Annotated in this window: 17 protein-coding genes; 13 read left to right on the top strand and 4 right to left on the bottom strand. The window is 45.0% G+C overall.

All coding sequences use genetic code 11. The features are described 5' to 3' along the window. Positions 1-15: 15 nt before the first annotated feature. Entirely contained in the window at positions 16-315 is a 300-nt protein-coding gene (locus BLW49_RS22960) for an MGMT family protein (RefSeq protein ID WP_090727089.1), read from the bottom strand. Positions 316-685: 370 nt separating this feature from the next. On the opposite strand from BLW49_RS22960, the gene BLW49_RS22955 reads away from it, so the two are divergent. The 3 genes from BLW49_RS22955 to cysI all read left to right on the top strand — a co-directional run bounded on the left by BLW49_RS22955 (position 686) and on the right by cysI (position 7,625). Continuing rightward, complete coding sequence (locus tag BLW49_RS22955; RefSeq protein WP_256209907.1) at positions 686-3,799, top strand: pullulanase; 3,114 nt, start codon at positions 686-688, stop codon at positions 3,797-3,799. Between the two features lie 232 nt (positions 3,800-4,031). Continuing rightward, complete coding sequence (locus BLW49_RS22950; RefSeq protein WP_090727086.1) at positions 4,032-5,867, top strand: assimilatory sulfite reductase (NADPH) flavoprotein subunit; 1,836 nt, start codon at positions 4,032-4,034, stop codon at positions 5,865-5,867. A gap of 33 nt (positions 5,868-5,900) precedes the next feature. Then, positions 5,901-7,625, top strand: coding sequence for an assimilatory sulfite reductase (NADPH) hemoprotein subunit (gene cysI / locus BLW49_RS22945; RefSeq protein WP_090727085.1), 1,725 nt, complete (start codon positions 5,901-5,903; stop codon positions 7,623-7,625). A gap of 81 nt (positions 7,626-7,706) precedes the next feature. Here cysI and BLW49_RS22940 read toward each other — a convergent pair whose 3' ends face one another. Continuing rightward, positions 7,707-8,108, bottom strand: coding sequence for a VOC family protein (locus BLW49_RS22940; protein ID WP_090727084.1), 402 nt, complete (start codon positions 8,106-8,108; stop codon positions 7,707-7,709). Between the two features lie 171 nt (positions 8,109-8,279). Here BLW49_RS22940 and BLW49_RS22935 point away from each other — a divergent pair, with 171 nt between their 5' ends. The 9 genes from BLW49_RS22935 (at position 8,280) to BLW49_RS22895 (ending at position 18,152) form a co-directional block, all read left to right on the top strand. Further along, positions 8,280-8,978, top strand: a complete 699-nt coding sequence (locus BLW49_RS22935) for a MerR family transcriptional regulator (protein WP_090727083.1) — start codon at positions 8,280-8,282, stop codon at positions 8,976-8,978. Between the two features lie 19 nt (positions 8,979-8,997). Continuing rightward, on the top strand, positions 8,998-10,119 hold the full coding sequence (locus BLW49_RS22930) for a DNA alkylation repair protein (RefSeq protein ID WP_090727081.1): 1,122 nt from the start codon (positions 8,998-9,000) through the stop codon (positions 10,117-10,119). A 165-nt stretch (positions 10,120-10,284) separates the two neighbouring features. Next, complete coding sequence (locus BLW49_RS22925; protein WP_090727079.1) at positions 10,285-12,075, top strand: cache domain-containing sensor histidine kinase; 1,791 nt, start codon at positions 10,285-10,287, stop codon at positions 12,073-12,075. Continuing rightward, positions 12,053-13,579, top strand: coding sequence for a response regulator (locus tag BLW49_RS22920; protein WP_090727077.1), 1,527 nt, complete (start codon positions 12,053-12,055; stop codon positions 13,577-13,579). Before BLW49_RS22925 ends, BLW49_RS22920 begins: the two co-directional genes overlap by 23 nt. Positions 13,580-13,723: 144 nt before the next feature. Then, positions 13,724-15,037: an ABC transporter substrate-binding protein gene (locus tag BLW49_RS22915; protein WP_090727075.1), complete on the top strand. Its 1,314-nt coding sequence runs from the start codon at positions 13,724-13,726 to the stop codon at positions 15,035-15,037. Between the two features lie 90 nt (positions 15,038-15,127). Continuing rightward, the gene (locus BLW49_RS22910; RefSeq protein ID WP_047911968.1) at positions 15,128-16,024 is read left to right on the top strand and encodes a carbohydrate ABC transporter permease; all 897 of its coding nucleotides are present in this window, start codon (positions 15,128-15,130) and stop codon (positions 16,022-16,024) included. Between the two features lie 31 nt (positions 16,025-16,055). Further along, a complete protein-coding gene (locus BLW49_RS22905; protein ID WP_090727073.1) occupies positions 16,056-16,889 on the top strand; it encodes a carbohydrate ABC transporter permease in 834 nt (277 codons plus the stop codon). Between the two features lie 262 nt (positions 16,890-17,151). After that, complete coding sequence (locus BLW49_RS22900) at positions 17,152-17,562, top strand: VOC family protein (protein ID WP_076315179.1); 411 nt, start codon at positions 17,152-17,154, stop codon at positions 17,560-17,562. 107 nt (positions 17,563-17,669) lie between these two features. Next, the gene (locus tag BLW49_RS22895) at positions 17,670-18,152 is read left to right on the top strand and encodes a GyrI-like domain-containing protein (RefSeq protein ID WP_076315180.1); all 483 of its coding nucleotides are present in this window, start codon (positions 17,670-17,672) and stop codon (positions 18,150-18,152) included. Positions 18,153-18,245: 93 nt separating this feature from the next. On the opposite strand, the gene BLW49_RS22890 is transcribed toward BLW49_RS22895, so the two are convergent. Both BLW49_RS22890 and BLW49_RS22885 read right to left on the bottom strand, forming a co-directional pair. Continuing rightward, positions 18,246-18,989, bottom strand: coding sequence for a YqcI/YcgG family protein (locus BLW49_RS22890; RefSeq protein ID WP_076315181.1), 744 nt, complete (start codon positions 18,987-18,989; stop codon positions 18,246-18,248). Between the two features lie 69 nt (positions 18,990-19,058). Next, complete coding sequence (locus BLW49_RS22885; protein ID WP_090727071.1) at positions 19,059-19,652, bottom strand: TetR/AcrR family transcriptional regulator; 594 nt, start codon at positions 19,650-19,652, stop codon at positions 19,059-19,061. A gap of 87 nt (positions 19,653-19,739) precedes the next feature. On the opposite strand from BLW49_RS22885, the gene BLW49_RS22880 reads away from it, so the two are divergent. Beyond that, positions 19,740-20,279 carry a hypothetical protein gene (locus BLW49_RS22880; protein ID WP_076315183.1) on the top strand — a complete coding sequence of 180 codons (540 nt, stop codon included), beginning with the start codon at positions 19,740-19,742 and terminating at the stop codon, positions 20,277-20,279. The last annotated feature ends 32 nt before the right edge of the window (positions 20,280-20,311 follow it).

Raw genomic sequence — 20,311 nt, 5'->3', positions numbered from 1 at the left:
CTCTTTCTCGATTTTTTAGGCTTGATATTTGGATAGGTCAATCCGTCGGTCAAGTCCCAGTTCTACACCTTCATCTTCGAGCTTCATCTCTTGGATCAATCGCTGCTCGTCCTGAGTCATGCTTATTTCTCCTAACTTATTTACGACTCGGTGCCAGGGGAGGGCATGCTTCTCACTCATTGTGTGAAGTACCCGGACAACCTGTCTTGCCGCACGAGGACTTCCGGCTAAAGCCGCAACTTGTCCGTAGGTCATTACCTTTCCCTCTGGAATGGATTGAATGATTCGAATCACTTCTGCGGTAAAGGGCTGCATTGCTTCCTGTCTCCTTAAGTTTCTACATTCGTTGATAGAATCATTTCAGATGATTATATCAAAAAAATATCGTTCTTAAGAACTGTTTATCGCGAAGAATGGTAACAAGTGGTTGACGATGATCAAGACTCAAAGGTAATATAATCATGCAAACGGTTTCACTAGATTTAAAGCAAGGAATTCCTTTTCTGGACAAAACCACAAGCAGACATTTAGAAAAATGTTTGCGTTAATTAGAACGGAGGTGCATGTTTACGCTATTCTTGAGCAGGAAGAAGATAGAATAACAACGATCCATATGGTTCGACAATCTATGCAAACGGTACCAAATTGGGTGTATTCCATTTCAATATGAATCGGAGGAATGTTCATGCGCAATTATCGTTCTTTGCGTACAGCAGTAACAGTGTTCATCGTTGCAGTTATGGTCTTGACAAGCATATGGATCGTGCCTGCTGATGCTCAGGAGAATCATTCAATTCAGTCGATACCTGAGCAGACTTTAAGAATTCATTATGACGGGACTGGAGAGAATCTGGGTGTTTGGGTATGGGAGGATGTAGAGCTTCCGTCAGCCGAATGGCCAAGCGGTGCAATTCCGTTTACAGCAGCACAGCAGGATGCTTATGGAGCCTATGTAGATATTCCGCTCAGAGCAGATGCTAAAAAAGTTGGCTTTCTCCTCGTAGATCGGACGACCGGGGAGAAGCGCGGTGGAGATAAGATACTAGAGATGGGCTCAACAAATATAAATGAGGTGTGGCTGGGACAAGGATCAGACGAGATTCTCCTGTATGAACCTGTACCCTTGGCTGATGACGTCGTGCGGATCCATTATTCTCGTGCAGATCAAGACTATGATGGATATGGATTATGGTTATGGGAAGATGTGAAAGCGCCTTCAACAGATTGGCCGCAGGGCGCGCTCCCATTTACTAACGAACAGACCGATAAATATGGTGCTTATATTGATGTTGAGCTAAAAGAGGATGCGACGAAGCTCGGGTTTCTTATTGTGAATCGTAATAATGGTGAGGAAAAGGATGGTGGAGATAAGAGCTTCAACCTCCTTCAGCATTATGATCAATTATGGGTCCGGGAAGGTGATGATCAAGTGTACGTCTCACCTTATGGTGAGATGGCTACAGGAGTTACAGCTGCTACAGTCACATCCAAGGACCAGATTGAGCTCAAATTTACTCGAACTGAAGGACTTACTCCGGATGCGGTAAGCAAAGAATTGATCATTAAGGATCAGGCTGGCTCGGTTGTTGAAGCTAGTGAAGTCAAAGTAACCGAGAAAAATACAGTAGTAATCACAGCTGATTTTGATCTGAACAAGCTTCCACTTACAATTACGTATGCAGGCATAACGGTTAAGGCAGAGCTTCATTGGCGTGTTATTGATGAATTGTATGCTTATAAGGGTAACGACCTCGGTGCTACATACAGTAAGAAAAAAGTCACCTTCAAGCTGTGGGCGCCGACTGCAAGCTCAGTAACACTGAATGTTTACGATAAGAAGGATGCATCTGTTCATATTGGATCCAAGGAGCTGACCCTTCAAGAGCAAGGGGTATGGAAGACCGTAGTTCGACCAGATGAGCTTGGCGTGAAGGATCTTAAAAATTATTTTTACCAATATGAGGTTGTAAACAATGGCGAGAGTCAAAAAGTGCTGGATCCTTATGCGAAATCGATGGCAGCTTTCCAGGTCGATACTTCAGGCGCTGCGGGTCAAGACGGGGATGTCGTTGGCAAAGCAGCCATCATTGATCTCAGTAAAACAAATCCGAAGGGTTATAACTATGCCAAGATTGACGGTTATCAAAATAGAGAGGATGCGATTATATGGGAGCTGCACGTTCGGGATTATACTTCCGATCCTTCTATTCAAGATGACCTAACCTCCAGATGGGGCACCTATAGTGCATTAGAAGACAAATTGGATTATATGAAATCACTAGGCGTCACTCACGTACAGCTTCTCCCGGTTATGGCCTGGTACTATGGGGATGAGACGAAGATGGGCGACAGGGAGCTGCAATACTCTGCCGGAGGCAACGAATATAACTGGGGATATGACCCTCACAATTACTTCTCTCCTGATGGGGCGTATTCCGAAGATGCCACAAATCCGGAGCTTCGAGTCAAAGAGCTTAAGAACATGATTGATGCTATTCATGATGCAGGTATGGGTGTCATTCTCGATGTCGTTTATACGCACATGGCGAATGCCGATCTTCTGAATGATATTGTTCCCAACTACTATGCTTGGAAGGACAGTAATGGTGCATACGTCGGCGGCTTCGGCAATAATCTGGCTACGAATCATGTAATGGCCGAGAAATTGATGGTCGATTCCGTAAAATACTGGTTTGACGAATATAAAATTGACGGTATGCGTTTCGATATGATGGGGGATGCGACTTCCGGTTCTATTCAAAAAGCTTATGATGCCGCTGCCAAGCTGAATCCGAATGCGCTATTCATTGGTGAGGGCTGGAGAACCTTTAGTGGAGCTAATGCAGATCCTGAACTTGCCGGACAAGGTGCGGACCAGGATTGGATGGACGAGACAAATGATGTGGGTGTATTCTCCGATGAAATTCGTAATGAATTAAAATCCGGATTCGGTTCTGAAGGAGAGCTTAGATTCCTTACCGGCGGTGCAAGAGATATCAACCTGATCATGAGCAATATCAAAGGCCAGCCGACAAACACGCCAGCGGACGATCCTGGAGATATGGTGCAATATATTGAAGCTCACGATAATCTCCCGCTGTATGATGTTATTGCACAATCGATCAAGAAAGATCCGTCCATACCGGCAAATGATCTTGAAATTCATCAGCGAATAAGGCTTGGAAATCTGATGGTGCTGACTTCTCAGGGAACGGCATTTCTGCACGCGGGGCAGGAATACGGACGCACGAAGCAGTGGCATGGTGAAGGGTTGCCTGAGCAGAAATATCACGCTTTGTCAGATGAAACCGGTAAAGTATTTGGCTATTTCATTCACGATTCCTATGACTCTTCAGATGCGATTAACAAATTCGATTGGGATAAGGCACTGGACAGTAAGAAATATCCGATCAACAGTGTAACAAGGGAGTATACGGAGGGACTCATTCAACTGAGGAAATCAACCAACGCCTTCCGTCTAGGGGATGAATCTCTTGTAGATAAGAATGTATCTCTAATTACGGCACCGGAGATAAACAGTAAGGATCTGATCATCGCCTACAAAAATAAGTCAACGGATAACACGGGGACATACTATGTTTTTCTTAATGCGGATCAAACTCCAAGAACGCTTAGCCTCGATACAGATCTTACGAAAGGAACTGTTGTCGTGGATCAGGATGAAGCTGGAGTTAAGGCGGTTTCTGACAAATCCGGGTTTGAACTTAGTAAAACTTCAATTACACTTGAGCCGCTGACGGCTGTTGTAATTAAGATGAAAGAAAAATCTAAAAAGTAAAGCATTCCTAAGAAACTCTCCTTATTTGATAGGGAGAGTTTTCTATTCATCACAATATTTCTACATAATTATCTCTTATTCACGAAAAAACACCCTTTATCAGCAAACCTGATAGATGTCATAAGATCAATCTAATTGACCACTCTCTGGTCCTGTGATAGTTTCAGTAGAGACAAATTAATTCTGATAAACTTACTGAGAATTATTATCAAAGCATCCGAGGTGGATATTATTGGAACTCCAAGTGATTAACAGCCCATTTACTCAGGAACAGACGGAACTATTAAATCGATTATTACCTACATTATCCGAGACACAGCGTATATGGCTTAGCGGCTATTTAACGGCGATTCAAGCAAGCGGTGTGGCTGCGACATTAGAAGCCCCGGCAGTGAACGCTGCCGGTCAGCCTGCAGTACCTGCACCTGCGATCAGCAAAGAGATAACTGTGCTGTTCGGCTCTCAGACGGGAAACAGCAGCGGAATTGCAAAGAAATTCAGCAAGAAGCTTCAGGAGCAAGGGTTTGAAGTAACAACCAGCTCTATGAGTGATTTCAAACCAAACAATCTGAAGAAGGTTCAGAATCTGCTCATTGTCGTCAGCACCCATGGAGAAGGAGAGCCGCCGGACAGTGCAATTGCTTTCCATGAATTTTTGCACAGTAAACGTGCACCTAAGCTGGATGACTTGAAATTCTCTGTTCTGGCACTTGGAGATACTTCCTACGAATTCTTCTGCCAAACAGGCAAGGATTTTGACAATCGTCTGGCCGAGCTCGGCGGAACTCGTTTGACGCCAAGAGTTGACTGCGATGTTGACTTTGAAGAGCCAGCAGCTGAATGGATGAATAATGTCCTGTCTGAGCTGAATGCGGCAAGTACATTAACTCCGGTAAGTGTCAGTAGTGTAGGTGCGGCAGCCTCTACCAGTACAGAATCAGAGTTCACCAGATCGAACCCTTTTCAAGCCGAGGTGCTTGAGAATCTAAATTTGAACGGACGCGGGTCCGATCGTGAAACCAGACATATCGAGCTGTCCTTAGAAGGATCTGGACTAAGTTATGAGCCTGGGGACAGCCTCGGCATCATCCCTCAGAATCATCCTTTGCTCGTAGAAGAGATCATTGCTGCAGCAGGGTGGAACGGTGAAGAAATCATTCAGGTATCCAAAAAAGGCGACACGCTCTCTTTACAGGATGCACTGACGAAGTATTTTGAAATTACGGTACTGACCAAGCCGCTGCTGGAGCAAATTGTGAATCTGACCTCGAACGCTCAGCTTAGAAAGCTGCTTGAGCCAGGTAATGAACAAGAGCTTCGCAATTATATCAATGACCATGATCTGCTCGATTTGATCCAGGACTTTGATCTACGTGGTGTAACCGCATCTGAATTCGTTACGCTGCTTCGTAAAATTCCGGCACGCCTCTATTCCATTGCCAGCAGTCCAAGTGCATATCCTGATGAAGTGCATCTGACTGTGCGTACAGTACGTTACCAAGCGAACGGACGGGATCGCTACGGTGTCTGCTCCGTGCAGCTGGCAGAACGAATCGAACCAGGAGATCAACTCCCTGTATTTATACAGAATAACGATAACTTCAAGCTTCCAGCGAACCCTGATGCACCAATTATTATGATTGGACCAGGTACGGGTGTTGCTCCTTTCCGTGCATTCATTGGAGAGAGAGAAGAGCAGGGAGCCGGGGGCAAGAGCTGGCTGTTCTATGGTGATCAGCATTTTGCAACCGACTTTTTATATCAGGTGGAATGGCAGCGCTGGCTGGCAGATGGTGTGCTGACCCGGATGGATGTCGCTTTCTCCAGAGATACAGACGAGAAGGTATATGTTCAGCACCGGATGCTAGAGAGAAGCCGCGAGCTGTACGAGTGGCTTCAGGAGGGTGCTTACATCTACGTCTGTGGAGATGAGAAGAAGATGGCGCACGATGTGCATTCCACACTTGCAGCCATTCTCGTACAAGAAGGCGGCTTGACGATGGAGGCGGCAACGGATTATCTGATTCAATTACAGCAGGACAAACGATATCAACGCGATGTTTACTAAGGAAGTCTTTTCATACCGGAAGGAGATACTAGCATGGCACTAAATGAATTGTACCCGCCACAAAATGCACCCCACAGCGATGTGGAGGATATAAAGCGTCGAAGCAATTATTTAAGAGGTAGTCTTGTTGAAACATTAAAAGATCCAATTACAGGTTCTATTCCAGAGGACGATAATCGTCTGATGAAGCATCACGGCAGCTACATGCAGGATGATCGTGATCTTCGCAACGAGCGTGCCAAGCAGAAGCTGGAGCCAGCCTACCAGTTCATGCTGCGTGTACGCGCAGCTGGAGGTGTGGTGACACCGGATCAATGGCTGATGATGGATCGGATCTCTCATAAATACGGAAACGGTACAATCCGGCTGACGACACGTCAGTCCTTCCAGCTTCACGGTGTACTGAAATGGAATCTGAAGAGCACGATCCGCGAAGTAAACGATGCACTGCTAAGCACACTTGCTGCATGCGGAGATGTTAACCGGAACGTGATGTGCAACCCAAATCCTTACCAATCCGAAGTGCATGAAGAAGTGTATGCATGGGCGAGTAAGGTTAGTGATCATCTCGATCCCCGCACAAGAGCGTATCATGAGATCTGGCTTGATGAAGAGAAGATCATTGACAGCCGTGATAATGATGCCGAGCAGGAGCCTATCTATGGTGCGGTATATCTGCCGCGTAAGTTCAAGATCGGTATTGCAGTACCTCCATCGAATGATGTTGATGTATTCTCCCAGGATCTCGGATATATCGCGATCGTGGAGGATGGCAAGCTGAAAGGGTTCAATGTGACCGCAGGCGGCGGTATGGGGATGTCGCATGGCGATACCAAAACATATCCGCAGGTGGGTAAGTTAATCGGCTTCTGTACTCCAGAGCAGATGGTAGATGTAGCTGAGAAGATTGTGACGATTCAGCGTGATTACGGTGATCGTGCCGTGCGTAAGCACGCACGCTTCAAATATACGGTAGATGATCGGGGTCTGGATTGGCTGAAGAATGAATTGACCACTCGTCTTGGTTATGCTTTGGAGCCTGCGCGTCCTTTTCATTTCGATCATAATGGTGACCGTTACGGCTGGGTTGAAGGCAGCAATGGCAAATGGCACTTCACCCTGTTTATCCAGAACGGACGAATTGTCGATCTAGATGGTTATCCGCTGATGACAGGTCTTCGTGAAATTGCCAAGGTTCACAAGGGCGATTTCCGCCTCACGGCGAATCAGAACTTGATTATTGGGAACGTTGGACCGAAGAGCAAGAAGAAGATTGAGAAGCTGATCGCTGAATACGGCCTTACGGATGGGCTTCATTATTCAGCGCTTCGTAGAAACTCCATGGCATGTGTTGCGCTTCCTACATGTGGACTTGCGATGGCTGAATCCGAACGTTACCTTCCTACACTTATGGAAAAAATCGAGTATATTCTGGAAAGTAACGGACTTCGTGAGAAGGAGATTGTAATCCGCATGACAGGCTGCCCTAACGGATGTGCCCGCCCGATGCTGGCTGAGCTATCCTTCATCGGCAAAGCACCTGGTAAATACAATATGTATTTGGGCGGCGCATTTAACGGTTCACGCCTCAATAAGCTCTACAAAGAGAATATCGGGGAAAAAGAAATATTGGAGTCGCTTGATGAGATCATCGCAAGATATGCTAAAGAGCGTGAGGATGGAGAGCATTTTGGTGATTTTGTCATCCGTGCCGGATACGTGGAAGCTGTATATGACGGTATGAGATTTCACGCATAATATTTGCTGCATGGGAATTAAGGCTAGAGAAGTACCTGCTTTGACAGGTACTTCTCTTTTTGTTTTGGCTCTTGTACTGCTTTACTTTTTCGATTGAAGCCACCATAAGTTTTGAAATGGATCGACAAACCCTGCCATGCAGCCGCCATCTTCATCTTCCATCACTTCCATGACTGATGCTGCACCCGCTGCAATTGCTTTCTCGTATGTATCTGCTACGTTATCCACATAGATATACATTTGAATTGGTATTAATCCGTCATTCTTTAACTCACCGCAAACGCCTGGACCACAGCTGCCATCATGTGAAGTATCGGCAAAGTAAATGAGGCTCTCACCGATTTTCATTTCTGCATGAATTACTCCTCCTGTTTCTTCATGCTTGTTAACCTTCACGACCTCGGACTGAAAGACGGACTTGGTAAAATCAATAAATTGGGGTGCACTCAGCACCATGAAATAGGGTACGATTGTATGCTTCATTTTGAACTTCACTCCTTAGGATTTTGATGAATTTCACCTTACATTTAGATCATATAATATTGATGCAAATGCTAAGGTTTGTTATGTTTTTTATTGAAGTAAGGGTATTCTATACTTGAAAGCCGTCATTAGGTTTAATTCTAAATTACAAGCTGTGAATAGGAGTTGTTTATGAGAGGGATTGATATAGCCAAGAAATTGAACATTAGCACCAGTGCCTTAAGACATTATGAATCCTGGGGATTGGTTCCTAAGGTGGAAAGGGAGAAGAATGGCTACCGAATTTATACCGTGGAGCATGAGGCTTATTTTCAATGTATCCGTGCGCTCTTGCCTGGATTTGGTATGGAATTGATTAAAGAGCTTATGCCGCTTATCATAAGAGGGAACAAGACGGAGGCATTATGGCTGGTTAATCAAGCACAGGTAAAACTACATACAGAGAAGGAAACTGTACAAAAAACGGCAGAAGTACTTGAATTAAATGAGCTGATGGAAATTCCGCGTTTCTCTGATCGAAATTATTTTACAATTGGGGATGTAGCAAGAGAAGCAAATGTATCTACGTCTGCCATCCGACACTGGGAGAAGGAAGGGTTGATCACTCCAGATCGACACAAGGATAGTGGATTTCGTATTTACAATGCGTCTGATATCCGAAGAGTACTGATCATTCGAACTGTGCAAAAAGCCGCCTATTCATTGAACATTGTTCGTGAGGTATTAGCGGATCTTGAGAAGAATAACATTGCCCAGGCGAAAGAAATAACACTAAAGTCATTGGCCTACAATGATTACGCATTAGAAGAACAAGTACGTGGAATAGCAGCGTTACAGAATCTTCTCGATGTGGTGTCTAAATTACATTGAAGACAAGGAGAATAATTACATGGCAGAACCGTTGAAAAATATATACAATCCTGCCTTTCTAATGGAATTCGGACAAACGATACAAGCTGCTGATCCTTCCTTTCCGGCTGAAGCTTTCGTAGATAAAGTCATGAATGAGCATTGGGAGGAGCTTGCTCTGAAAGCTCGGATTCGTCATATTACTAACGTGCTCGGAGCTTTATTGCCTGAACGATATGAGCATGCAATCGATATTTTACTTGAAGTGAACCGGCATTGCTCTGGTTTTCCTTATCTGATTCTACCAGATTATGTGGAGGTATTCGGTCAAGCCGATGAGCATTTTGAGCTGTCCATGCGAGCACTTGAGACATTTACGCAGCATTCTTCTGCTGAGTTTGCGGTAAGACCGTTTATTATTCAGCATCCTGAACGGATGATGAAGCAAATGCTATCCTGGTCTACAAGTGAGAATGAGCATGTACGGCGGCTCGCAAGTGAAGGCTGCAGACCAAGACTGCCGTGGGGACAAGCATTGACTGAATTTAAGCGTGACCCCGCTCCAATCCTTCCTATACTGACTCAATTGAAGGCGGATCCTTCCTTATATGTTCGTAAAAGTGTGGCCAACAATCTGAATGATATTGCGAAGGATCACCCAGAGCTGGTTCTACAGATCGCGAAGGAATGGATGGGACAGAATCCGCATACGGATTGGATTGTTAGACATGCCTGCCGAGGTCTGATCAAAACGGCTGCTCCAGAAGTTATGGCGTTGTTCGGTTATTCACCCACTACGGGAGCAGAGCCAATTGCTGAAGATGCTGAGCTGATCGTTACGCCAAATCAGATCGAGATTGGAGACAATACCGAGCTTAAGTATAATCTCCTTATTCGCACAGGCGAAGCTGTGCGCATCCGTTTGGAATACGGAATCGATTTTGTGAAATCCAGCGGCAAGGTGTCACGCAAGAAGTTCCTTCTATCGGACAAAACAGTAGAAGGAGGTTCCCGGCTTACCGGCTCAAGGACCCATCGCTGGGCAGATTTGACCACACGCCGCCATTACCCCGGCCTTCACCGTATTGTACTGCTCTTGAACGGTCAGGAAATGGCGTATACGGAATTACAGCTCCAAAATGCCATAGAGGACCAGCTTTAAGTAATTTATAACAAATAATTGATGCGCCCGAGGTCCATTACTTTAGACTTCGGGCATTTTGTATTTCCCCCAAAGAAAATGACGACTTTTAAACAAGAATGCTGTAATATTAACTCACTTCATTTGGAAGCGCTATCAAAAAGAAGAGAGGAGATGAGTATTTATATGAGGAAGCTTGCCGAGAGAGTCCTTCAATCACTGCAATCCATCGTTGTTCAATTGTTTTTGCTCTTTTTTATCGGTATGGCCATACCGGTAATCATCATGGGATACCTGTCATATGAAAAATCAGCCTCCATTGTAGAGGAGCAGGTCAGCAAGGTAGCGTCTCTTACGATAACGCAGCTGAGTGACAAATTGAATATGTTCTTCAAGAAAATCGACGATTCCTCCATGATGCTTCTCAACAGCAAAATTATCCACGGCATATTGGAGGATCAGGAATCCGGATTATACGAGAGCACCGCTAAGGTGAAAGAGGGAAAAGATTTGCTGACCTCCATTATGATCAACTCGCCTGAGATTCTGGATATTTATATTTTTGATATCAAAAAGCGAAATTCTGTGCTCAGCGCCGACTCCTTTATGTCGATTCCCAACCATGAGCAATCCGAGTGGTTTAAGCAGATCTTTCAGGCTAATGGAGCCTCTGTCTGGTTTGGTTTATCGGAGGAATCGTACCTCAAACAGGCGGGTATGGGCTTTCCTGTATTCGGATTTGGCCGGGCTATTCGCAGCTGGGAAACAGGTGAAATAACCGGAATTTTATTTTTTGAAATGATGGGCAATGTGCTGATTTCGGAGCTCGACAAGGTCCAATTTGGTGACAGCGGTTATGTGGTCATCACGAATGATGAGCATCAGTATTTTTATCATCCGGACAAGACGCTCTACGGGCAAATCAGTGATCTGGAGCTCCCCGCTCAAATGAGGCAGTTTCACAGTGGAAATAAGAGCACTCTCATGATTCCTGAAAAAATGAACAACGGCTGGTATGTTCACGGCATTGTACCGCTGGAAGAACTGACAGCTGATTCCGCAAGCATTCGAAAATTTACAGTATGGATTATACTCGGTGCTCTGCTGTTTGCAATAGGAATGGGTTATTTTGTCACTTTAAAAATAGGAAATCCGCTGGTGAAGCTGAGCCGTTTGATGCGAAAAGGAGAAGAGGGCAATCTTAGTGTGCGAAGTCCGGATGTAGGAAGCAATGAAATTGGACAGCTTGGCAAGAGCTTTAACAAAATGATTGAACAGATCGATATCCTCATTCAACAAATCGCAAGAGAGGAGCGAGAGAAGAAACTGGCGGAAATCAGGGCTCTCCGCTACCAAATTAACCCTCACTTTCTCTATAACACACTGAATTCCATCCGATGGCTGGCCAGGCTGAACCGAACGACAGAGGTCGATCACACGATAACAACACTTGTACAGCTTCTCGAAGGGAGCTTAGCCCGCGACGGTGTTTTTATAAGGCTGGGAGAGGAGCTGGATCTGCTTACTAAATATATGATCATTCAAAGTTACCGATATGATTATGAGATTCAGCTGGACATCAGCTGTCCGGATGAGCTTAGGGAAATACCGCTGCCGCGTATGCTGCTTCAGCCTATTGTAGAAAATGCTATTTTTCATGGTATTGCTCCAAAGGACAGTGGAGGCCGTATCGAGATTAAGGTTGCTTTGAACGAGGAGGATTTAACAATTCTCATTCGTGATGACGGTGTTGGAATGAGCAGTGATCGATTGGAGGAGCTGTTGAACCGGGACAGAGAACGATTTAACCAAGGGATGATGAATATCGGGGTCAGGCATGTGCATCAAACCATTCAATTGTATTACGGCGATAACTATGGCGTGCAAATGAGAAGCGGAATTGGGGCAGGAACGGAAGTGAAGATTACCTTATCCAGCCAAGGGGGAGATTTGGATGTGCAGGGTGCTGTTGGTTGATGACGAGAAAATAGCAAGAACAGGACTAAGGACGGTCTTTGATTGGAAAGGGCATGGCTATGAAGTCGTAGGTGAAGCAGCTAACGGTGCTAAGGCGATGAAATGGGTCGAGAGCAGAGACATCGATATCCTCATTACGGACATTGCAATGCCGGTTATGGATGGGCTTGAGTTAACCCGTGCAGCCAGGGAGCTGTGTCCTTGGGTTCAAGTCCTGCTGTTGAGCTGCCATAGTGACTTTATATACGTAAGGGAAGGAATCCGGCTAGGTGCCTCGGATTATATCTTGAAACCAACATTAACTGAAAGCACGCTAGTCCCTGTCCTTGATCAGCTCCGAAAAAAAATGCACCAGGAAAAACAAAACCTTCGGATACTAAACGAATATAGGAAGGAGGCCATCCTGCTGCCGTATAAAAAGAAAGAGCATCTGCTGTACAAGGCACTCTCAGAAGATATAGTTGCCTCAACAGCCTTTCATACGGAGATGACTGCAGGAGCATTTCGGATGGCTGTATTAGACACTGACGGCTCCAATATTTCGTTAGAACAGCTCAAGATGCGATGGTATGAGGTGTTTCCGAATAGCATCTTCTGTACTGCTTATTCTCATCAATGTGTAATCTATTTGCCTGAGGATACGGCGAAGTTCCCTTTACTGGCCGAGTGGATAGACACGCAGCGCAGCCTCCGGGATTTCTCAAGCTCAGAACTCAATTTGACTATTGGAATAAGCAGGAAGCATCAACCTTTACACCGGATTCGTTCTGCATGGGAAGAGGCGAGAGCAGCGCTTGCTGCGATGTTTTTCACTGGACCAGGAAAGGTGCTGACTGCTGAAACAATGGAAAAGGATTACCCTGCAGATTCAGCAAATAACCAGGAATCGATATTGCAATTTGCCGACATGATCCGCTCTGGCCTGTATAGCAAAGGAGAGGAAATCCTCGAGAATATATGCAGGTGCTGGATGAGCTCAAACAGCAAGCAGCGGGTGATCACAGAGGCAGAAGGAGTGTTAAGCCTGTTTGTTCAGCAGGGAGCAAAGCACGAAATTGCTGCTCACATCAGGCAGCTTGATCGGTTTAAGCAGGTTCATGAAGTGATCGCTATTGTCAAACAGGATTATCGTGATCTTATCGAAGCGTTATCTACTGCTCTGTCTCCGGAAGAATCCATCCATGAACGAATTGTGGCCCAAGCAGTCAGTTATATAGAGACCCATTTCAGAAAAAGTATTTCACTTCAAGAAGTAGCAAGTCACGTATCCGTAAGCCGTAATTACTTTAGTGAGATGTTTAAACGCGTAACCGGGCATACCTTCATAGATTATTTGATTCATTTAAGGCTTGGGCATGCTAAACAGCTGCTGGGAAGCTCCTCGCTCAAAGTGTATGAGGTAGCAGAAATGTCCGGTTTCAATGATGTAAAGCACTTCAGCAAACAATTTAAGAAATGGGTCGGCATGTCTCCTGCTGAATATCAAGGGTTGTATCGCAAATGAATCATCGGAATTCAACACACTCTTTCGGAACATATCCCGTTCAATGGATAGTTCAACCCGATTTATAATAAAAGCGCTTACAAAAAATGCTTCGTAGTGAAGTCATCTACATTCAGCACCTAAAATTTATGGGAGGGAAAAATGATGACAAGAAAACAGGTTAGAGGGGCGATGATTGTACTCGCGCTGCTGTTCTCCACAATTCTTCAAGCATGCAGCGGAGCAGGAAGCGAAGGATCGGACGGAGAGTCGGGGGAAAAGGTAAAGATCAAATGGGCAAGCTGGGGCAACCCGGGAGAACTCAGCCGGTATCAGGAGCTGACGAAAGAATTTAACAGCACGCATGCTGACATTGAGGCGGAATTTATTCCGATCCCCGGTGAGTACGACCAAAAAATTCTGACACAGCTTACAGGAGGAACAGCCCCGGATATCTTTTATGCCGGAGATGGACTTATCGTTAAATTGATTGAGAATAACAGTATTGAGAATCTTACACCGCATATGGAGGCGGAAGGCAGCCTGATTAAAGAGGAGGACTACTTTCCAGGGTTATGGGGTGCAGCTCAGCGGGACGGACAAACCTATGGTGTTCCCGTAGACTGCAATCCGATGGTGCTCTGGTATAACAAAAAGGTGCTTGAGGAGGCGGGAATAACGGAACTGCCTGCAGATTTGCAGGGGCGCGGAGAATGGACATGGGACAAATTTGAGGAGATGACGACCAAGATTCGTGAGAGCAATAAATACGGATACGTATTGGATAACAGCTGGAACACTTATCATAGCTGGGTTACTTCGAACGGAGGCCAGATTTATGATGGGAATGGTCAATTTATCGGAGCAACGGATGAGCGCTCCAAGGAAGCATTTCAGTTTCTATACGATAACGTAAGAGTAAAGAATATTACATTCTCAGGCACCCTTCCCAAAGGACAAGGCGGAGATGCGATGTTCATGTCCAACCAAGTTGGCTTTGTCGGTGCTGGGCGCTGGTACCTGCCATTGTTTAAGAAAAATGCCAGCCTGGAATATGATGTCGTGACATGGCCGACAAACACGGGCAACAAAATAGAGCCGGCAGGGATAGCCACTGCCTATCTCGTGCTTAATAAAGCCTCGAAGAACAAAGAGGCAGCCTTTCAGTTCTTCTCCGAATATCTCAACAGCGATGGTCAAAAATTCCGCCTGCAAGGCGGTGGTAATGCCGTTCCATCCGTTGAAGGGGTTGATGAAGTTGTACTTGAGGGCAACCTTCCTGAGCATGCACAGCTGTTCTTAGATGCACGTGAGGTGGGTTATGCACTTACTCCTGCTGAAGCGGGTATTCCAGGATTAACTCAGGACATCGCCTCCAAGTTCGAGGCGCTATGGCTGAAAGATCAGCCGCTGGAATCTTCTCTCATGGATATTCAGACGATGGCGAACCAGAAGATCGACGAATATAAGAGCAAGTGATCTTGATCATGACCCAGCTAAGGAGGTGCCTGTATAGTGAACATGCAGCTGCCGAGACCTTCGTTACCCTCTTCATCTCCGAAGGGTGAAATGTCCTCGGGAACAACATGGACCAACAGAAGGAAAGACGGCTTATGGGGATATTTCTTTATCTTCCCGCAATTATTGGGTTTAATCTGTTTTGCCCTGATTCCGTTAGTTTCTGCCTTTGCCATCAGTATGATGAACTGGGACGGCATGGGAACGAAAGAGTTTGTCGGATTTGCCAATTTTGCTTCCCAGCTGAAGGATGAAGAATTTCGGATCGCTGTCGTCAACACGATCTACTATACGATTCTATCAGTACCGACAGGGATTGTTCTCGCAATGCTTGTTGCGGTTGGACTGAACAAGGTGAAGGGCAAGGTCTTTTATAGACTGATTTACTTTATGCCTAATATTACGATGTCCGTTGCGGTTGCTGTTGTTTTTATGTGGCTGTTCAATGCGGATTTTGGCCTGATCAATCTGTACTTACAGGAGTGGTTCGGCATACAGGGACCGCAGTGGCTGACTGATAGCAGATTTGTTATGCCTTCTATCGCTTTGCTAAGTATCTGGATGGGGCTTGGAGGAAATATGGTCCTCTTTCTGGCGGGTCTTCAAGGAATTTCGCCCACATACTATGAAGCCGCGCAGATCGACGGGGCAAGTAAATGGCAGCAGCTCAAGTACATTACGATACCACTGTTGTCGCCAACCACCTTTTTCGTAACCATTATGTCCGTTATCGGCTCATTTCAGGTCTTTGACCAGTCCTTTGTCATGACATCGGGCGGACCAGCAAAAGCCAGTTATACGATGGTTTATCATATTTATGAAATGGCATTTGTTGATTTTACTTTTGGAAAAAGCACGGCAGCGGCCGTCATTCTATTCATCGTCATCCTTACCCTTACATTGTTCCAAATGAAAATGTCGAAGCGTTGGGTGCATTATGAGGATTAGAAGGCCCATCATATGAGAGGAGGAACCACGGATGCCGCTTAAAGGCTTCAGGATCAGTACGCTGCTGCTTCATTTTGTGTTAATCATCGGCGCATGTATCATGGCTTTGCCTTTTGTCTGGATGCTGCTCAGCTCCTTGAAGGACTTGTCCCAAGTGTTTGTCGTTCCGCCGAAATGGATTCCTGATCCGTTTGTATGGACCAACTTCAGGGATTCTCTCACTGCGCTGCCCTTTGGCAGAGCTTATCTCAATAGTCTTTACATTAACGTCATTGTTGTCCTATGCCAGCTTATTACTTGTTCTATGGCAGCATATGCCTTTGCAAAAATCAAATTTCCGCTGCGGGAGCCTCTGTTCGTCATGTTTCTCGCAACGATGATGGTTCCCGGACAGGTGACCATTATTCCACTGTATTTGATGTTTAAAAATATCGGCTGGCTGGATTCCCATCTCGCCATCATCATCCCATCTGCGCTGTTGAATGCGTTTGGCGTTTTTCTACTGAGACAGTTCTTTCGCGGAATACCAAAGGACATGGAGGAGGCAGCGATAGTGGATGGCGCAGGGAGGCTGACCATCTATGCTAAAATTATGCTGCCGCTGATTAAACCGGCATTGTCTGCCTTAGGTATTTTTACTTTTCTCGGCATGTGGAACAACTTCTTTAATCCTCTTATCTTTCTAAACAGTCCAGAGAAGTTTACCGTACCGATGATGTTGAATTTATATCGAGGGATGTATTCAACGGACTGGACGCTAATGATGGCAGGTGCATCTATTGCCCTAATTCCGGTTCTGATCGTCTATGTAATTGGGCAAAGATACATCATTGAAGGAGTAACACTTTCGGGAATCAAAGGATAGAAAATTTATTATAATCGTTTACTTCCTTGGGTAAGATCCCATCACTCTTTATAAAAATTAGCAGTGGTAAATCGACGATTGCTCAACTTCTTGCTGAGAGATTTTCGAGATCTGTTCATTATGGTCCAAGATGTCGTAATTGGGAAAGTCCTGTTTGTATCAAAAAAATCGATGAATCGAGCAGCCGTATTACTCAAAAAAAGGATGTCCAATATAGTAAAATATTGGTATAATCTGTTCATCCTAATAGATGAGGTGACTTATGGCTCTTCAAAGTAAACAAATATATGTAAATTTGCCTGTCAAGAATCTCAAAGCTTCTATCGATTTTTTCTCGGCCATCGGTTTTGCATTTAACGAGCAGTTTACTGACGAGAATGCAACGAGCATGATTATTGGTGACAACATCTATGCAATGCTGCTGTCCGAGGCACGTTTTAAGGATTTTATTGATAAACCGATAGCAGATGCTAAATCAGCAGCGCAAGTGATTGTATGCTTGTCTGCAGACAGCCGGGAGCAGGTTGACGAAATTGCTGACAAAGCGTTAGCTGCGGGTGGAAGATCATATAGTGAACCTCAGGATCATGGCTTTATGTATGGAAGAAGCTTTGAAGACTTGGATGGACATTTGTGGGAAATCATGTGGATGGATACGGCTGCAGTGGAATAATCATTTGAACTTGTACTGCCCTCTCAGAACCGCTTTTCAGCGTTGTACTCGAGAGGGCATTTTACTATTCATGATCTTTAGAGGAAGTTCGAGAAAGGAGACGATATATGAATTACAGAATAGTTGACAAAGATACATTTGACGTGGTTGGTGTCCATCGGGATTTTTCATTATGTAATGGAGAAAATATGAGGTTGATTCCGAAGCTGTGGGATGAAGTGCATGAGAACGGAGTAAACGACCATCTAATCGAATTGAATAACGGAGAAATCAAGGGAGTACTCGGTGTCTGTGTAGCACACGATGAACAACAGAGAGAAGAAAGCATGACTTACTGGATTGGTGTAGATTATGTAGGGGAAGCGCCTGATCAATTCTCAAGACTAAGCATTCCAGCTGCAAAATGGGCGGTATTTGAGGTGCGTGGTCCCATGCCAGATGCGATGCAAAAGGTCTGGACACAGATTTATGGGGAATGGCTTCCTTCCAGCGGTTATGTACAGTCAGGCTCAATACAGTTCGAGTATTATACAGATCAAGATCCGTACAGCCTGGATTGTTATTCAGAAATTTGGATTCCGGTTGAGTAATCGCAGCAGCGCTAGTAATTAATCTCTCTACTAAGTGGAGGTACGATTTAGATTGACCATTATAATTAGGAGCGCTGCTGCTCCTTTTTATACTTAAATCTTCTTCATATGGAGATGGGCAAACGGACATTTACCCGTAGCTGGCTGTTCATCGTCGCTCAGAAAATATTGCTTCCATTCAAAATTGTCCTCACTGCCATAGAAGTTCAAATCTGGGTGAACACCGGTTTCATCATATTCGGTAATTCTTTCCCTGATCTTCTTCTTAATTTGAGCAGCGGCCGATATGTTCTTGTTAAATTCGGTAAGTACCCAGCGAGGGGTAATGGCGAAGATAAAGTAAGGGAAGTGCCGGCTTTGCCTTCGCTGATGAGCGGGAGTTGCACAATACATAAAATATTGCTCATCACCATAGCAATATTCCCACACGTTATGATCCGGGTCTTGCGGAATATGCTCCGGCCACGGCTGTTCATCCCGCGCGCTCGTTTTACTGAGCACATCCCAGAACAGACGCTGATAATCTTCTACCTGGTATTGCTCAACGAGGTCCACCGGGGTTTCGAAAATAGCAATGAGAGAAGTATAGCTGCCGATTTCTTTTGACTGCTCTCCATAAGCAGCAAGGCTCTTTGCCAATTGCTCCGAAGCTTGTGGTGTTCTGGGATCACTAAGAAATACATAGCGGAAATGATTCAATTTATATCCAATGGTTGCAGGGATGCAGGGGAATTTGTGGTCGGTATCCGACATTTTCGCAGAGAAAAAACGATAAGCTTCTTCCATCCAGCCACCTGGTGATGCGTGCTCTAAATTTACTTTATCAAACATCAGCATTGATCTCGGCCTCCTTATGTTGCTATTACTGTATTAAAGGAGGCCCTAATGTGTGTATTAGTCTATACATTACGCTCTTAGTATGCTGCTGAGATGAGCTGTAATGATGGCTGTGATCTCATCTCTTGTTAACAATTCAGGAAATGTCGTGTGGTGCACGACAAGCCCGTCCACAAGTGCGTGAAGCCGTTTGGCTTCAACTTCTACGATTGTCCCTTCTTTCGTCAAGTTGTTAGTTTCGAGCAGCTCAATCATTCGTTGAAAACCAACATACAATTCCTGATGAACATTTCTTAATATCATTCGCATACTTTCATTGGACACGGCTTCACCGGCAAAAACGAGCCACACCTCGGACTCTAACACCTGGTCCTCATCCATCGGTGTAATTTCACGGATAATGAGCTCAACATCTTTCCGTGGGTTTCCAGTAAACTGGATTTTTTGGATGCGCTGATTAACCCTTATAGATATGAGCTGCATAGCGAAGGACAATAATTCCTCCTGTGAATCAAAATAATGTCTTAAGGACCCAAGAGAAATACCCAGTTCATCCGCAATTCGGCGGACCGATACACCTCTGATGCCATCTTGACGGATAACTTTCCAAGCCGCTTCGGCAATTTCTTCTTTTCGTTTTTGGTGATTTACGATTTTTGGCATGTTTTTATAATAAACCAACACGTTATTTAATACAATTGTGCTATAATGATTTAAAAATACAATTGTATTAAAAAAGGAGCGGTATTCTTGCTGGTAGGTCTTATCATTGCTTGTGAGATATTATTTTGGGTTCTGGTGTTTTCTGGATTGGCATGCCGTTATCTGTGGAAGCAAACCAAGCTGAGCAATCTACTGCTTCTACTAACACCGCTTGTAGACCTTGTGCTGCTTGCAGCCACAATTGTGAGTCTTCGAGGAGGAGCTGAAGCAACCTTGGCGCATGCACTGGCCGCTGTATATATCGGTGTATCCATTGGATATGGGCATCGAATGATCTCCACAGCAGACACTTGGTTTTCCTTCAGGTTTGCGGGAGGACCTAAGCCGCGTAAAAAATTCGGAAAAGAACATGCTCGTCACGAAAGATCCGGTTGGCTTTTTCATGCGCTTTCGTGGGCGATTGGATGTGCATTATTATACGGGATGGTACTGATAGTAGGGGATGCAAGCCAGACGGAAGCCCTTGTCCAGACAATACGAATCTGGTCGATCATACTCGTCATTGATTTTATTATTAGCTTCAGCTATACCTTGTGGCCAAGGCATGAGAAAAAAATAAGCGTGTAGGTCTTGGAGAATCATTCAAAGAAGGAACCGTT

The organism is Paenibacillus sp. PDC88, from assembly GCF_900106725.1.
Classification (GTDB): Bacteria; Bacillota; Bacilli; order Paenibacillales; family Paenibacillaceae; genus Paenibacillus; species Paenibacillus shunpengii.
This window is presented reverse-complemented; position numbering and strand designations above follow the sequence as displayed.

What these genes read in the sequence shown, in the direction of transcription:
- BLW49_RS22955 (WP_256209907.1), top strand. Translation starts at nt 686, where the DNA reads ATGCGCAATTATCGTTCTTTGCGTACAGCAGTAACAGTGTTCATCGTT.
- BLW49_RS22920 (WP_090727077.1), top strand. Translation starts at nt 12,053, where the DNA reads ATGTGCAGGGTGCTGTTGGTTGATGACGAGAAAATAGCAAGAACAGGA.
- BLW49_RS22900 (WP_076315179.1), top strand. Translation starts at nt 17,152, where the DNA reads ATGGCTCTTCAAAGTAAACAAATATATGTAAATTTGCCTGTCAAGAAT.
- BLW49_RS22940 (WP_090727084.1), bottom strand. Translation starts at nt 8,108, where the DNA reads ATGAAGCATACAATCGTACCCTATTTCATGGTGCTGAGTGCACCCCAA.
- BLW49_RS22960 (WP_090727089.1), bottom strand. Translation starts at nt 315, where the DNA reads ATGCAGCCCTTTACCGCAGAAGTGATTCGAATCATTCAATCCATTCCA.
- BLW49_RS22890 (WP_076315181.1), bottom strand. Translation starts at nt 18,989, where the DNA reads ATGCTGATGTTTGATAAAGTAAATTTAGAGCACGCATCACCAGGTGGC.
- BLW49_RS22925 (WP_090727079.1), top strand. Translation starts at nt 10,285, where the DNA reads ATGAGGAAGCTTGCCGAGAGAGTCCTTCAATCACTGCAATCCATCGTT.
- BLW49_RS22935 (WP_090727083.1), top strand. Translation starts at nt 8,280, where the DNA reads ATGAGAGGGATTGATATAGCCAAGAAATTGAACATTAGCACCAGTGCC.
- BLW49_RS22905 (WP_090727073.1), top strand. Translation starts at nt 16,056, where the DNA reads ATGCCGCTTAAAGGCTTCAGGATCAGTACGCTGCTGCTTCATTTTGTG.
- BLW49_RS22930 (WP_090727081.1), top strand. Translation starts at nt 8,998, where the DNA reads ATGGCAGAACCGTTGAAAAATATATACAATCCTGCCTTTCTAATGGAA.
- BLW49_RS22895 (WP_076315180.1), top strand. Translation starts at nt 17,670, where the DNA reads ATGAATTACAGAATAGTTGACAAAGATACATTTGACGTGGTTGGTGTC.
- cysI (WP_090727085.1), top strand. Translation starts at nt 5,901, where the DNA reads ATGGCACTAAATGAATTGTACCCGCCACAAAATGCACCCCACAGCGAT.
- BLW49_RS22885 (WP_090727071.1), bottom strand. Translation starts at nt 19,652, where the DNA reads ATGCCAAAAATCGTAAATCACCAAAAACGAAAAGAAGAAATTGCCGAA.
- BLW49_RS22910 (WP_047911968.1), top strand. Translation starts at nt 15,128, where the DNA reads ATGTCCTCGGGAACAACATGGACCAACAGAAGGAAAGACGGCTTATGG.
- BLW49_RS22915 (WP_090727075.1), top strand. Translation starts at nt 13,724, where the DNA reads ATGACAAGAAAACAGGTTAGAGGGGCGATGATTGTACTCGCGCTGCTG.